This window comes from Pseudomonas sp. ICMP 460 (assembly GCF_002723595.1).
GTDB classification, from domain to species: Bacteria; Pseudomonadota; Gammaproteobacteria; order Pseudomonadales; family Pseudomonadaceae; genus Aquipseudomonas; species Aquipseudomonas kitaguniensis.
This window is the reverse complement of record NZ_LKBR01000001.1, coordinates 397709-412098: the sequence shown is the minus strand read 5'-3', so window position 1 is coordinate 412098 and position 14390 is coordinate 397709. Positions and strand designations below refer to the sequence as shown.

General features: G+C 60.6%; 15 protein-coding genes. 9 read left to right on the top strand and 6 right to left on the bottom strand.

Features of this window, described 5'->3' with window-relative positions:
• Position 1: 1 nt before the first annotated feature.
• The gene (gene lysA / locus AO240_RS01955) at positions 2-1249 is read right to left on the bottom strand and encodes a diaminopimelate decarboxylase (protein WP_099234953.1); all 1248 of its coding nucleotides are present in this window, start codon (positions 1247-1249) and stop codon (positions 2-4) included.
• Between the two features lie 9 nt (positions 1250-1258).
• The gene (locus tag AO240_RS01950) at positions 1259-1426 is read right to left on the bottom strand and encodes a lipoprotein (RefSeq protein ID WP_003195417.1); all 168 of its coding nucleotides are present in this window, start codon (positions 1424-1426) and stop codon (positions 1259-1261) included.
• A gap of 238 nt (positions 1427-1664) precedes the next feature.
• Here AO240_RS01950 and cyaY point away from each other — a divergent pair, with 238 nt between their 5' ends.
• From cyaY to rnk, 3 genes are all read left to right on the top strand, one after another.
• A complete protein-coding gene (gene cyaY, locus AO240_RS01945) occupies positions 1665-2012 on the top strand; it encodes an iron donor protein CyaY (RefSeq protein ID WP_099234952.1) in 348 nt (115 codons plus the stop codon).
• Between the two features lie 2 nt (positions 2013-2014).
• Positions 2015-2233, top strand: a complete 219-nt coding sequence (locus AO240_RS01940) for a DUF1289 domain-containing protein (protein WP_099234997.1) — start codon at positions 2015-2017, stop codon at positions 2231-2233.
• A gap of 130 nt (positions 2234-2363) precedes the next feature.
• Positions 2364-2777 (top strand): nucleoside diphosphate kinase regulator, encoded by a 414-nt coding sequence (gene rnk / locus AO240_RS01935; protein WP_058413806.1) that lies wholly within the window; start codon positions 2364-2366, stop codon positions 2775-2777.
• 12 nt (positions 2778-2789) lie between these two features.
• Here the strand turns inward: rnk and AO240_RS01930 are convergent, their stop codons facing one another.
• The 3 genes from AO240_RS01930 to AO240_RS01920 form a co-directional block, all read right to left on the bottom strand.
• Positions 2790-5630 (bottom strand): class I adenylate cyclase, encoded by a 2841-nt coding sequence (locus tag AO240_RS01930; RefSeq protein WP_099234951.1) that lies wholly within the window; start codon positions 5628-5630, stop codon positions 2790-2792.
• A gap of 168 nt (positions 5631-5798) precedes the next feature.
• Positions 5799-6050, bottom strand: a complete 252-nt coding sequence (locus AO240_RS01925) for a TIGR02647 family protein (protein WP_058413804.1) — start codon at positions 6048-6050, stop codon at positions 5799-5801.
• A gap of 152 nt (positions 6051-6202) precedes the next feature.
• Complete coding sequence (locus tag AO240_RS01920; RefSeq protein WP_058413803.1) at positions 6203-6487, bottom strand: hypothetical protein; 285 nt, start codon at positions 6485-6487, stop codon at positions 6203-6205.
• A 127-nt stretch (positions 6488-6614) separates the two neighbouring features.
• On the opposite strand from AO240_RS01920, the gene AO240_RS01915 reads away from it, so the two are divergent.
• Positions 6615-7274 carry a glutathione S-transferase family protein gene (locus AO240_RS01915; protein WP_099234950.1) on the top strand — a complete coding sequence of 220 codons (660 nt, stop codon included), beginning with the start codon at positions 6615-6617 and terminating at the stop codon, positions 7272-7274.
• A 110-nt stretch (positions 7275-7384) separates the two neighbouring features.
• On the opposite strand, the gene argH is transcribed toward AO240_RS01915, so the two are convergent.
• A complete protein-coding gene (gene argH, locus AO240_RS01910) occupies positions 7385-8779 on the bottom strand; it encodes an argininosuccinate lyase (protein WP_099234949.1) in 1395 nt (464 codons plus the stop codon).
• A 502-nt stretch (positions 8780-9281) separates the two neighbouring features.
• Between argH and AO240_RS01905 the strand changes: the two genes are divergently transcribed.
• The 5 genes from AO240_RS01905 to AO240_RS01885 all read left to right on the top strand — a co-directional run bounded on the left by AO240_RS01905 (position 9282) and on the right by AO240_RS01885 (position 14258).
• Positions 9282-10028, top strand: a complete 747-nt coding sequence (locus AO240_RS01905; RefSeq protein WP_058413800.1) for a LytTR family DNA-binding domain-containing protein — start codon at positions 9282-9284, stop codon at positions 10026-10028.
• Positions 10029-10166: 138 nt separating this feature from the next.
• The gene (gene hemC / locus AO240_RS01900) at positions 10167-11108 is read left to right on the top strand and encodes a hydroxymethylbilane synthase (protein ID WP_099234948.1); all 942 of its coding nucleotides are present in this window, start codon (positions 10167-10169) and stop codon (positions 11106-11108) included.
• The gene (locus AO240_RS01895) at positions 11105-11854 is read left to right on the top strand and encodes a uroporphyrinogen-III synthase (RefSeq protein ID WP_099234947.1); all 750 of its coding nucleotides are present in this window, start codon (positions 11105-11107) and stop codon (positions 11852-11854) included. Before hemC ends, AO240_RS01895 begins: the two co-directional genes overlap by 4 nt.
• Before the next feature lie 41 nt (positions 11855-11895).
• On the top strand, positions 11896-13011 hold the full coding sequence (locus AO240_RS01890; protein ID WP_099234946.1) for a uroporphyrinogen-III C-methyltransferase: 1116 nt from the start codon (positions 11896-11898) through the stop codon (positions 13009-13011).
• Positions 13012-13016: 5 nt separating this feature from the next.
• Positions 13017-14258, top strand: coding sequence for a heme biosynthesis protein HemY (locus tag AO240_RS01885; RefSeq protein ID WP_099234945.1), 1242 nt, complete (start codon positions 13017-13019; stop codon positions 14256-14258).
• Positions 14259-14390 lie beyond the last annotated feature (132 nt).

Here is a 14390-nt window from a genome sequence, read left to right as displayed (position 1 = left end):
CTTACTCCGGCAGCAGGCTTTCGCCAGCATACAACTCGGCTACCGTCTCGCGGCGACGCACTTCAAACGCTTGATCACCGTCCACCAGCACCTCGGCGGTACGCCCGCGGGTGTTGTAGTTGGAACTCATGACAAACCCATAGGCACCCGCCGAATGCACGGCCAGCAAATCGCCTTCTTCGAGGGCCAACTGACGATCCTTGGCCAGGAAGTCGCCGGTTTCGCAGATAGGGCCAACGATGTCATAGGCGCGGGTTTCGCCCGTACGTGGCTTCACGGCGCTGACATTCATCCAGGCCTGGTACAGCGCCGGGCGAATCAGGTCGTTCATCGCCGCGTCGACGATGGCGAAATCCTTGTGTTCAGTGTGCTTGAGGTATTCAACCTGAGTCAGCAGCACGCCGGCGTTGGCGACGATATAGCGGCCCGGTTCGAACATCAGCGTCAGGTCACGGCCTTCGATGCGCTCGCGCACGGCCTTGATGTAGTCAGCCACCAGCGGCGGCTCTTCATCGCGATAACGCACGCCCACGCCGCCGCCGAGGTCGATGTGGTGCAGGTAGATGCCGCACTCGCCCAGGCGGTCGATCAGCGCCAACAGGCGGTCGAGCGCATCGATAAACGGCGGCAGGGTAGTCAGTTGCGAGCCGATATGGCAGTCGACGCCCAGCACTTCGAGGTTCGGCAACTGCGCGGCGCGGATGTACACGTCCTCGGCGTCGGCAATTGCGATGCCGAACTTGTTCTCTTTAAGGCCGGTGGAAATGTACGGGTGGGTGCCGGCGTCGACGTCCGGGTTGACGCGCAGGGACACCGGCGCGCGCACGCCCATCTCGGCGGCCACGATTTGCAGGCGTTCCAGCTCGTCGGTGGATTCGACGTTGAAGCAGTGCACGCCCACTTCGAGTGCGCGGCGCATGTCTTCGCGGCTCTTGCCTACGCCGGAGAAGACGATTTTGTCCGCCGTGCCGCCGGCCGCCAGTACACGTTCCAGCTCGCCACGGGAGACGATGTCGAAACCGGCGCCCAAGCGCGCCAGGACATTCAGTACACCCAGGTTGGAGTTGGCCTTGACCGCATAGCACACCAGGCTCGGCGTGCCTTGCAGCGCGTCGGCAAAGCTGCGGTATTGGGCTTCGATATGGGCACGCGAGTACACGTAGGTCGGGGTGCCAAAGCGCTCGCCAATCGCGGACAACGCCACGCCTTCCGCGAACAGCTCGCCGTCCCGGTAGTTAAAAGCGTCCATGGGGTTACCTTAGTAAGTGTCGTGCTTGTGCGCTTTCGACGGCTTTTGCGACGACTGCGCCTGTTCATTCGGGTCTTTGCTGTCATCGGGCAGGTACAGCGGGCCTTTTTGACCACAGGCACTAACTAGGCAAGCGACCGCGACGAGCGCAGCAAGGGAAGAGATCAGGCGCTTCATGGCGAAATCCTTGAATATGCATTAATTGCGCCCGAGTATACCGACCACCCGGCAGCTTGCCTATGCGCTGGAATACCCGTCCAGCGGGGGTTTGCCGAGACAGTCAAGAAGCGGACTACGCTTGCTGAGGATATTTCATGCAGCCACCGCGGATGAAATCGGTATCCTTTGCAATCGGCGAAGCTCGCCCGTATCGTGCGGCGCTTGAGCAAAACCAGACACTTTTGAGGTTGCCACAATGAGTTTGACCGAAGCCCGCTTTCACGACCTGGTGGATTCGACCCAGCAGGCGCTGGAAGATATTTTCGACGACAGCGGTCTGGACGTGGACCTGGAAAACTCGGCCGGCGTACTGACCGTCAAGTTTGAAAATGGCACCCAACTGATCTTCAGTCGCCAAGAGCCCTTGCGTCAGCTCTGGCTGGCGGCGCGCTCGGGCGGTTTTCACTTTGACTACGACGAAGATGAAAAGCGTTGGGTGCACGACACCACTGAAGAGTTGCTGAGCGAAATGCTCGCGCGCCTGGTGTCGGATCAATCCGGCGCCGAGCTGGATTTTGATGAGCTGATCCCCGACGAGAAATGATTGTGAGCCAGCCTGCACCTGTACGCCCGCCCAAGCCGCTGTTCAGCAACGTCAGCCCGGCGGTGCCGTCACCCTGTATCAGTTTGTGTCGCCTGGATGAGCAAAAAGTCTGTCTCGGTTGCTTTCGCCATGTGGCAGATATTCGCGAATGGCGCTCCGCCGACGATGCCCGGCGCCGCGTGATCTGCGCAGAGGCTGCGCAGCGCAAGGCCCACGCCTGAGTCGCCTTGTTTATTTGTGACGCTGTGGTAGTGTCCGGGTACACCTCAACTCATCGAGGTCCGTGAGAACCCCGCCTTTTTCTGGCGGGGTTTTGCTTTTTTGCGCAGAAAAAAGGAGTCTGCCTGAATCATGACCACTGTCCCTTCCATCATCCTCACCCGCCTGGACGTACAGCGTCTGGAGCAACTGATCGACCGTTTGGGCGACGAATTTCCCGGTGTCGAAGCGTTGCAAGCCGAACTCGACCGCGCTGAAGAGGTGGTTGGCCACGAGGACGTGGCTGCAGGTGTGGTGACCATGAACTCCAGCGTGCATTGCCGCGAGCAAGGCAGCGGCAAGGACTATCACCTGACCCTGGTTTACCCTAAAGACGCGAATGCCGATGAAGGCAAGATCTCTATCCTGGCGCCGGTTGGCAGTGCATTGCTTGGCTTGAAAGTGGGCCAGCATATCGACTGGCCGGCACCCGGCGGCAAGACCCTGAAGCTCGAACTGCTCAGCGTCGAGGGCCAGCCCAAAGACGGCGGCGCATTCTCCCTGTAAAAAACAGCCGCTTTAAACCTGGTTCAGCGCTTCGTTCAGCGCCAGCTCCAGCTCGGCCTTGTAGCGCAGGTACAAGTTGCTCGGGCTTTGCACATCGCCGAGCAGGCCGGACAGGTCGAGGTCGGTGATGTAGCAGCGGTAGCGCTGGGTTTCGCGGCGTTGCTCGACGATTTGCCGGGCGACTACTGCAAACAGTTGGTCGCCAAACTCCAGTTCGCAAAACTCCCGCTGATTGCAGTACAGGGTAATGCCCACTTGGCCGGGCGCTGCTTTGCCGATAATTGCCTGCACGTCATAAAACGGCTGGTTGGCGGGGTTGTGCGGGGCCGGTCGGGGCTCTATGCCGCGTGCGCGATGACTGCCTGACGGCAACAGTTGGTAATACAGGGTGTGTACATCGCCCAGCGGCTGTTGCGTATTCAGCGGCGACAGCGCTTCCCGGCGATAGAGGATCGATTGCAGAAAGCGCTGCAACGGCGCCAACAGGCTCTGCTCGTCGTGAAACGGCAAGCGTTGCTGCCAGAGTGCGTTGAATTCATCCAGCACATACAGCTCGGCAAAGCCTTCATTGACTCGGTAAAACACCTGCACGCAATCGGCCAGGCCCATCGGCAGCAGCAGCGCCAGGTCGTGGTCTTCCAGGGCCATTGGGTCCAGGTGCAGCGGGCTGTAGCTGGCCAGCTCTTCACTGAGGTAGGCGATCAGCGCCTCCTGCGTCGGCAGTGAGACATGGGTGGCTTGGCCCGGCTTCAGCTCCATCACGTGATAGTGCTGTTGCACCTGCAACAGGTAGCGATGGTTGGACTGGCCGAGCAGCAGGGTTTGCGCGGTGTCGAAAACTTCTTCGACGCGCTGGGCAATGAACGGCGCGCGGTTGTGACAGAAGCAGCGCACCCGCAACCGTGGCAAGTGGTCGGGCGGCAGTTGGTTGAGGTAGTCACGCAGGCAATCGAGCAACGCGTGAGGCCCGTCGTAGCGGCTCACCATTACCTCGTTCCAACTGTTAAGTGTGACCTGATCCAGCGTCAGTACCAGGTTGTCGCGCACACCTGCGTAGCTCAGGGAGTCGGTGCGCTCGGTGGTCATCAGGATATTCAGGTCGCGGTGATGCTTGAGCGGGTCGACGCCGACGTTGATCAGTAACAACACCTCTTCCGGCACCGCCGGGCGCAACAGGCGCTCCTCGTCGACGCTGATCAAGGGCAGTGCAATGGTTTGTTGCAGGCTGCCGAGTAAATTGAACAGCTCAAATTCCGTCATGTCGCTGACGCCCGGGTGCAGCGCCAGGCGGGTACTGCTGTCGATCACGCCGTTGCGGTGGCACCAGGTGAGCATTTCGAGCAGATCGCGGCTGCGCTTGATCGGCGCGAAGTGCTCCCATTCCAGCGCCGTAAGGTTGCCGTTGTACAGGCCCCAGTCATGCAGGCCCTGCTCTTTACGGTTGGGCGATTGCACCAGAGTCAGGGTGTCTTCGGCCAGATCCGGGGCGACGCCTGGGTTGATGAATTCGACTTTGCCGGCTTTGCGTTCGAACGCTGCATAAAGGCGTCGGCCCAGCACATTGAGGTCGCGCTTGTTGATCAGGCTGACGGTTTGCTCGGTGCGGGCGAACTGCGTAAGGAAGCGGTAGCTGTGGTTCAGCTCATTGACCAGTGCACGGCGCTCGACAGCCACTTGGCGCACTTTCCACTGGCTGCGACTGTCCAGCAGGGCCAGTTGGCGTTGGTCCCAACCCCATTCGTGCGCCAGGCGTTCCATTAATAATCGTTGCCAGCCAAGGCCGCGTTGGCCCGCGCTGAGCTTGCGGTTGACCTTCAAGTACAGGCTGCGCCTGACCAGTTCCAGGCGCTCCGGCTCGTTGCGCGCTTTAAGGTATTCCTCGATGCGGCGGTAGACCACGATGTATGGGTCCAGCTCATCCAGGTCGATCTGGTTGGCGAATACCGCGCGCTTGAAGCGCAGGCTCAGGCACTGCACGTTCGGGTGTTCGCTGGCGTACACCTCGGTCAGCAGCAGTTTGAGCACCGATTTGTACGGCGACTCAATGCCCTTGAACAGTTGCCAGAGCCCGGCGCCAATGAATTCGCCGGGCGGAATGCGCGCCAAGTGGCCAAGGTCGAGGGTTTCATCGGCACGAATAAAACGCTTGGAGAGCAGCGTGTGGGTGAACTCGACGTAACGGGTTTCTTCGTACACCGGCACCAGCCACCAGATCGGCGTGCGCCCGGCCAGCCAGATGGCGGTGCGGTAGAACTCATCCAGCAGCAGGTAATGCTGGGTGGTGCCACAGTCGTCGGAGCTCAGTTGGGTGTCGCGTTCACCGAGTACAAAGCGCGTCGGCTCGATCAGGAAGAAGTGCGCCTCGGCGCCCATCGTTAATGCCCAGGCTTCAAGTAACTGGCACTTTTTGCGCAGCTCGGCCAGCTCGATTTCGCTGAGGTCGGGCGCGTGGCATACCCACACGTCCATATCGCTTTGGTCCGCCTGGGCCAGAGTACCAAGGCTGCCCATCAGGAACAGGCCGTGGATCGGCAGCGACGGGTTGCCATGGCGCGGCTTGTAAGAAAACGAGCGGGTCAGGCGCTGGGCTTCGGTCAGCGCTTGGGCATCCGGTTCGAAATTCGACAAGCCCGCCGGCGTGCTGCCTGAGACATAACCCGGCAACAGCGGGTGATTCACGTGAAAAAACAGCGGCAACACGCTCAGCACGCTTTGTTGGCGCGGAGTCAGCCCTTCGACAGCCCGCGCCATACGGCCTTCATTGAGGGCCATGAACCGCGTGCGCAGTTGCGCCAGCACCTTGCGGTCGATGCCTTCGTCCAGGTCGGGGCGTATTTCATGGGTGCGGGTCATGTCGAACTCGTTGGCTCGCAAGGCCCGACATGGGCGGCCGTGTAGGAGTTTACAGACAGAAACGTGGGAGGTTTAGCGGGAAATGATTTTTGGCGTCAGAATTTTGTGCGGGCCACAGCAACGCCCTCGGAATCCGCAAAGGGCGGACTCCATGGGCGGTATCAAAGGTCAGGCGGCTTCTTTTTGGGTTTTGCTTAGAATCGTCAGCAAGCCTTGGGCATGCTCGGCAGCATCCCGACCGAGGCTGGTCAGGTAACCGCCGTCGGGCTGAGTGGTCAGTTCTTTGTCAAAAAGGCGTTTGGCGGCGGCGATGGCAGTGGGCGCTGCGCTTTGATGGACTTTTAAGCCTTCCTGGGAGCTGCCCAGGTTGAAGAGTGCAAGGATTTCCAGTTCGGCAACCAATTCAGGGGTATACGACATAAGGACTCCAGACGTTCTAAGTATTTATTAGAGGCTAGCACGGCATAAGGTGAACGCAGTTTGCCGGGCTGTCCAGTCTGAAACATCCGGGTCTTGATATGGCGCAGGTTTGTGGCGAAGAAGCAGGCTCCGCCGCCACGAACGTGTTTGATTCAGTCGTTTTCCGGCGGCAATTCAGGCAGCGCCCGCAGCGCTGTTTCATACCACTCGGTATCGAATGCGCGGTCTTCTTCGAGCATTTTGTCAATTTCGACAGCCAGCACGTGGGCCATCAAGTTCAGAATGTCGTCGCGCTCGTAACCCACCAGGGTCAGCTTGTTGAACGTCGCTTTGGCGGCAGGCGGATTGTCGCTTTCGATTTGGTTTTCGATGGCCTGGGTCAGCGTACTTTCGGTGAATTCTTCTTCGTCGTTGTCGATATCGGTCGGCTCGCTCATGGCAGGCTCCTCAAGGAAAAGGCCGCCAGTCTACGCCCATTCAGGCGGGTGATGCTGCTGGCAAGGCAGGCGCCGGGGATCTATAACTCTTGCAGCCAACCCCACACCCGGCCTGGAGGCAGTCGCAATGCTCAAGCTTTACGGATTTTCGGTCAGCAACTACTACAACATGGTCAAACTGGCGCTGCTGGAGAAAGGCCTGCCGTTTGAAGAGGTGGCGTTTTACGCAGGCCAAACGGCTGAAGCCCTGGCGGTGAGCCCTCGCGGCAAGGTGCCGATTCTGGGGGTCAAACAGGGGTTTATCAACGAAACCAGCGTGATACTCGAATACATCGAGCACACCCAGGAAGGCCCTGCGTTGCTGCCTGGCGAGCCGTTTCAGCGTGCTCAGGTGCTGGCGCTGTGCCGGGAAATCGAGCTGTATATCGAGTTGCCCGCCCGCGCGTGTTTCGCCGAGGCGTTTTTTGGCATGCCGGTGCCGGAGGCGATCAAGGAGAAATCCAGGGCTGAGTTGCTGCTGGGGATCGGCTCTTTAGGCCGACATGGCAAGTTCGCGCCCTATGTCGCAGGGGAGAACTTCACGCTTGCAGATGTGTATTTCATGTACAGCGTGAACCTTGCCTGCGCCGTGGGCGAGAAGCTGTTCGGCGTGGATTTGTTGGCGGAGTTGCCGGCGGCCAAGGCGTTGTTGGAGCGATTGCATGCCATGCCCAACGCACAGAAAGTCGCGGCGGACCGGGAAGCGGCGATGCCTGCGTTTATGGCGATGATCGCGGCCAAAAAATAGAGGGTTGGCGCCTGTGGTGGCGCCATCGCGAGCAAGCCCGCTCCCACACTTGACCGAGTTCCAGGCTTGGAATGCAGTCAAGTGTGGGAGCGGGCTTGCTCGCGAAGCTTTTAGCGGCTGGCGAGAAGCTCTTGGCCGCGAACGACGGCTGCTTTAACCTGCGCAGGCGCAGTGCCGCCGACGTGGTCGCGCGCATTCACCGAGCCTTCGAGCGTCAGCACGGCAAACACATCTTGCTCGATCTGTTCGCTGAACTTGCGCAGCTCTTCCAGGCTCATTTCCGCCAGGTCCTTGCCGGTGTCCACGCCGTATTTTACGGCATGGCCAACGATTTCGTGGCAGTCACGGAACGGCAGGCCACGGCGCACCAGGTAGTCCGCCAGGTCCGTCGCGGTAGAGAACCCGCGCAAGGCCGCTTCACGCATGCTCGCGTGCTTGGGCTTGATCGCCGGGATCATGTCGGCAAACGCACGCAGTGAGTCGCGCAGAGTGTCGGCGGCGTCGAACAGCGGCTCTTTGTCTTCCTGATTGTCTTTGTTGTAAGCCAGCGGTTGGCCTTTCATCAAGGTCAGCAGGCCCATCAGCGCGCCGAATACGCGGCCGCTTTTGCCACGCACCAACTCGGGCACGTCGGGGTTTTTCTTTTGCGGCATGATCGAGCTGCCGGTGCAGAAGCGGTCGGGCAGGTCGATGAACTGGAATTGCGCGCTGGTCCACAGCACCAGCTCTTCGGAGAAGCGCGACAAATGCATCATCGCGATGCTGGCGGCGGCGCAGAATTCGATGGCGAAGTCGCGGTCGGACACGCCATCCAGGGAGTTGCCGCCCACGGCGTCAAAACCCAGCAATTGCGCTGTGTATTCACGGTCAATCGGGTAGGTGGTGCCGGCCAGCGCGGCGCTGCCGAGTGGCATGCGGTTGGCGCGCTTGCGGCAATCGACCAGGCGCTCGTAGTCGCGGCTGAGCATTTCGAACCACGCCAGCAAGTGGTGGCCGAAGGTTACCGGCTGCGCCGTTTGCAAGTGAGTGAAGCCCGGCATGATGGTGCCCGATTCACGCTCGGCCTGCTCCAGCAAACCTTTTTGCAGGCGCGTGATTTCGGACAGGATCAGGTCGATTTCGTCACGCAACCACAGGCGAATATCGGTGGCCACCTGGTCGTTACGGCTGCGACCGGTGTGCAGTTTTTTGCCGGTCACACCGATGCGATCGGTGAGGCGGGCCTCGATATTCATGTGCACGTCTTCCAGGTCGACGCGCCAGTCAAAAGTGCCGGCCTCGATCTCACCGCGAATGGTGGTCAGGCCATCAATGATGCTGTCGCGCTCGGCGTCAGTCAGCACGCCGACCTTGGCCAGCATCGTGGCGTGGGCGATCGAGCCCATGATGTCGTGGCGGTACAGGCGCTGGTCGAAGGTGACGGAGGCGGTGAAGCGGGCGACGAAGGCGTCGACGGGTTCACTGAAGCGGCCGCCCCAGGACTGGTTGGTCTTGTCGGTGCTCATGGATTCGCTCGTGGTCTGCTTAAAAGAGGCATGGAAGTGTGTCGCCGATAATAACAGGGTTGCCCGTGGAGGCGGTGCTGCGGGTGGTCTGCATTTTTATTTGTGCCGAGGATGGCTAAGTGCCTTGCCGCGGACCGCATCCGGGAAGAAACTGCAAGCAGGTACTTATTGATGCGATATTTGACGAATGAGCAATATCGTCTCAGCGAGCGTCTACAGTTGCACTGATAGTGTGTGAACGCACCAAAGTCGGGTGCTGCGGTCATAGCCCAGACTATCCATTAAAAAGCGGGGTATTCGGATTGTGTATCAGCAAACCCTACGACTATGCCCAAAGGCAGCAGATCTTGGGCGTTATTGAACAGGTCCGGGTAAATTTGGGTGCCGCTCTCGGGGCACTTTTTGCCGCTCGCGCTAGTCTTAGCGTGGATCGCTGTGACGCAAGTCACCGCACCTGTCTACGCTATCCTTGTGCGAGACTCACGCAGGAATCCAGCGCAATATGAATGTCCTGATCGTTGATGACGAACCCCAAGCCCGCGAGCGACTGAGCCGTTTGGTCAGTGAACTCGAGGGTTACACCGTACTGGAACCGAGCGCCACCAACGGCGAGGAGGCGTTGACGCTGATCGACAGCCTCAAGCCGGATGTGGTGCTGCTCGATATCCGCCTGCCAGGCCTTGATGGCCTGCAAGTTGCCGCCCGCCTGAGTGAGCGAGAATCGCCGCCTGCCGTGGTGTTGTGCGCCGCTCAAGAAGAGTTCCCCGAGCAGGCACTGGAGGACAGTGGCGTCGCGTACCTGTTCAAGCCAGTGGCTGGCGATGCGTTACTCAAGGCCTTGAAAAAAGCCGAGCGCCCAAACCGTGTGCAACTCGCTGCCCTGACTCAGCCGGCCGCCCAAAGCGGTAACGGGCCGCGTAGCCATATCAGCGCGCGAACGCGCAAAGGCATCGAACTGATCCCGCTGAACCAGGTGGTCTATTTTATTGCCGATCACAAGTACGTGACGCTGCGGCACGAGGCCGGCGAAGTGTTACTTGATGAGCCGCTCAAGGCGCTTGAGGATGAATTCGGCGACCGCTTCGTGCGTATCCACCGTAACGCGCTGGTCGCCCGCGAGCGCATTGAACGCTTGCAACGCACGCCGCTGGGTCACTTTCAGTTGTTCCTCAAAGGGCTTAACGGTGACGCCTTGATCGTCAGCCGACGCCACGTTGCGGGCGTGCGCAAGATGATGCAGCAGCTTTAGCCTACGGGCTGCCGCGAGGTATGCGTTTTCTATCGCGGTGCGACGTGGCCAGGGAGGCCCCGCACTTGCTGATTCAAATCAAAGCGTGTTTGCCTGAGCTGTTATTATCTGCCGTATCTATTTAGTACGGATTGATCCATGTCTTCTCGCGAGATCCGCATCGCCACCCGTAAAAGCGCCTTGGCCTTGTGGCAGGCCGAATACGTCAAAGCGCGTCTTGAACAGGCCCACCCGGGGCTGAAAGTGTCCCTGGTGCCCATGGTCAGTCGCGGCGACAAGTTACTCGATTCACCCTTGTCGAAAATCGGCGGCAAGGGCCTGTTCGTCAAGGAACTGGAAACCGCGCTGCTCGAAAACGAAGCCGACATCGCCGTGCATTCGATGAAAGACGTGCCGATGGACTTCCCTGAAGGCTTGGGCCTGTATTGCATCTGCGAGCGCGAAGACCCGCGCGACGCTTTTGTCTCCAATCATTTCGTTTCTCTGGAGGCGCTGCCTTTGGGCAGTGTCGTCGGCACGTCGAGCTTGCGTCGGCAGGCGCAATTACTGACCCGTCGCCCAGACCTGCAAATTCGCTTCCTGCGCGGCAACGTCAACACCCGCTTGGCGAAGCTGGATGCCGGTGAATATGACGCGATCATTCTCGCCGCCGCTGGCCTGATTCGCTTGGGCTTCGAAGACCGTATCACCTCCGCCATCAGCGTCGAAGACAGCTTGCCCGCAGGCGGGCAGGGCGCAGTCGGCATCGAATGCCGTACCGTCGACGCTGACATTCACGCACTGCTCAAACCCCTCGATCACCCTGACACTGAAGTGCGTGTGACGGCCGAGCGCGCGCTCAACAAGCACCTTAACGGTGGCTGCCAGGTGCCGATTGCCTGCTACGCCGTGCTTGAAGGCGAAAACCTTTGGCTGCGTGGTTTGGTCGGCGACCCGGCTGGCGGCACGCTGCTCACCGCTGAGATACGCGGGCCGCAACGCGATGCCAGCGCGCTGGGTATCCAGGTGGCAGAAGAGCTGCTGGAAAAAGGCGCAGGCGCCATCCTGCAAAAAATCTACGGCGAGCAAGGGCCGCGGTGAACACCTGGCGAGTGTTGCTGACGCGCCCTGCCGAGGAGTCGGCAGCGCTGGCTGCGTCGTTGTCCGACGTCGGCATTTTTAGCAGCAGCTTGCCTTTGCTCGCCATCGAAGCCTTGCCGGTCACGGCTGAGCAACAGGCGGTGTTTGGTGAGCTGGGTCGCTATAACGCGGTGATTGTGGTCAGCAAGCCAGCGGCGCGCCTTGCCCTGCAGCAGTTGGATCGGCCTTGGCCGCACGTGCAATGGTTCAGCGTAGGCGCCGCCACTGCGCAGGTATTGGCCGATCACGGTCTCAACGTCGAATACCCGCAAGCCGGCGACGACAGCGAGGCGTTGCTTGCATTGCCCGCCTTGCGTGAGGCTGTCGCAGGCCCCGGCGCCAACGTGTTGATCCTGCGTGGCGAGGGCGGTCGAGAGTTGCTGGCTGAGCGTTTGCGCGAGCAAGGTGCTAGTGTCGACTACCTGGAGTTGTATCGTCGTTCACTGCCGACGTACGAGGCGGGGGTGTTGATGCAACGCATCCAGTTGGAACGCTTGAACGGCGTGGTGGTCAGCAGTGGGCAGGGTTTTTTACACCTGCAAGCCCTGGCCGGCGGTGATTGGCCGCAGGTGGCGAAGCTGCCGTTGTTCGTGCCCAGCCCGCGGGTCTGTGAAATGGCGCGTGCCGCTGGCGCAGAAAAAGTTGTGGATTGTCGTGGCGCGAGTGCCGCGGCTTTGTTAGTGGCGTTACGCAGCTCTGCCGTATGAGGCAGGCCGCCGCCACTCTCTGATACGCAAAGGACGGATACGTGAGCGAAACAGCCTTGCCTAAAGATGAAACCCAACCCGCACTTGATGCGCCGGTTGAGTCACCGGTCACCGCGCCACGTCGTGGCAATGGCCTGGCAATCGTAGCCCTGCTGCTCGGTGCCGCGGGGGTTGCTGCCGGCGGTTGGGGTATTTGGCAGGTCCGTGCCCTGCAAGCCAGCAGCCAGCAACAGCTGAGCCAGGTGCAGACCCTTGATGACCAATCGCAAACCCTCAAGCAGAGCCAGCAACAGTTGGCCGCACGCTTGGCGCAGTTACCTGCCGCGGATGAGCTGGAAGAGCGCCGTCGTCTGGTCGCCCAGTTACAGGGCGATCAACAGCGCCTGAGCCAGCGTCTGGAAACCGTGCTGGGTGCCAGCCGCCAAGACTGGCGCCTGGCCGAGGCCGAGCATCTGATCCGCCTTGCCAGCTTGCGTTTGTCGGCGTTGCAGGACATCAACAGTGCGCAGTCGCTGGTTCAGGGTGCCGACGAAATTCTACGCGAGCAAAGCGATCCAGGCGCTTACGCCGCGCGCGAGCAATTGGCCAAAAGCCTTGGTGCGTTGCGCAGTACCGAGCAGCCAGACCGCACCGGTTTGTACCTGCAATTGGCGGCGCTGCGCGACCAGGTCGTGCAGTTGGCGGCTATCGCCCCGGAATACGAGCTTACCGAACCGTCCTCCAAAGGACAGCCGAGCACTGAGCCCGAGAGCCGCTGGAGCCAATGGTGGGAGCATATTTCCCGCTACTTCCGCATCGACTTTAACCCTGACGATAATATTCGCCCATTGCTTGCAGGCCAGGGTTTGAACCAGGTACGTCTGGCCCTGAGCCTTGCGCTGGAACAAGCGCAGTGGGCTGCGCTTAACGGCGAAACGGCGGTGTACAGCCGTTCGCTGGGTGAAGCGCGCAGCGTGCTGCAAGACAACTTCAATCAGGACAACCCGCAGAGCAAGGCAATGCTGGCGCGTATCGCCGAGCTTGAGCCCAAAGCCGTCTCCGTTGTTACCCCGGACCTGGCCGCCAGCCTCGCAGCAGTGCAGGCCTACCTTGAGCGCCGGCATTTGTCTGCCGATGAAGCCAAGGCGTCGGCGGGCACGCCGGCGAAGCAGGAGTAGAGCCGATGAAGCGTTTCTATGTGATCCTGGTGCTGGTGATTGCGATCACCCTGGCATTGGCCGTGGGCATTTCGAAACACACCGGCTACGTGCTGATTACCTATCCCCATGTGCTCAATTACGAGTCTAGCCTGTGGGCCTCGCTGTTGGGGCTGTTTGCCATTGGCCTGGCGATCTACCTGGTTCGTGTGTTGCTGAGTTTGCTCACCACCTCCGGTGGCGTGGTCAACCCGTGGTCGCGGCGCAACCGCAGCCGTCGTGTGCAAATTGCGATTGAGCAGGGCCAGATGGACCTTGCCGAAGGCCGCTGGGCGAGTGCCGAACGTCACTTGCATCGCGCCGCAGAGGCCGAACGCCACCCGTTGCTGTACTACCTCGGGGCTGCGCGTGCGGCCAACGAGCAGGGCCGCTACGCCGAGTCTGACGGTCTGTTGGAACGCGCTCTGGAGCGTCAGCCACAGGCCGAACTGGCAATCGCCTTGAGCCATGCGCAATTGCAGATGGACCGTGGCGATACTGACGGTGCGCTGGTGACCTTGCAGGCCATGCACGAACGTCATCCGCGTAACCCGCAGGTGTTGCGCCAGTTGCAGCGCCTGCATCAGCAGCGTGGTGATTGGTCGTCGGTGATTCGGTTGTTGCCGGAGTTGCGCAAAGACAAAGTGATTCCAGGCGCCGAGCTGGCCGAACTTGAGCGTCGCGCCTGGGGTGAAAACCTGGGCCTGGCCGCGCACCATGAAGCGCAAGGCGAAGCGGGTTTGCAATCTCTGGAGCGCGCTTGGGAGCAACTGACTTCGGCCCAGCGCCAAGAGCCGCAGTTGGTGGTGGCTTACGCTGAGCAACTGCGTCGGCTCGGCGCCGATGCCAAGGCTGAGGAAGTGTTGCGCGGCGCGATCAAGCGGGGCTATGACAGCCATCTGATCCGGCTCTATGGTTTGCTGCGCGGCGCTGACCCGGCCCGGCAGTTGAAATTCGCCGAAGGCTGGCTCAAGGACCATCCCGGTGATGCCAGCCTGCTGCTGACCCTGGGCCGCCTGTGTCTGCAAAACAGTTTGTGGGGCAAGTCGCGGGATTACTTGGAAAGCAGCCTGCGGGTGCAGCGTAATCCTGAAGCCTGTGCTGAGCTGGCGCGTCTGCTGGCGCAGTTGGGTGATACCGAGCGCAGCAACCAACTGTTCCAGGAAGGCCTGGGCCTTCTTGACAGTCGTTTGCTGGCGTCACCGTTACCTGTGCCTGCTCGGGTTTAACGTAGGAAAGCGCCTAGGGTTGTCCCGGATACTTCTGAGGTCAGCCTCTCGGCACGCTGCAAATGCTCGGTGTAGAGCGCTTGGTAGTAAATTCCTACCGCCAGTTGCTTGAAGTCATCCAGGCTCTGACGG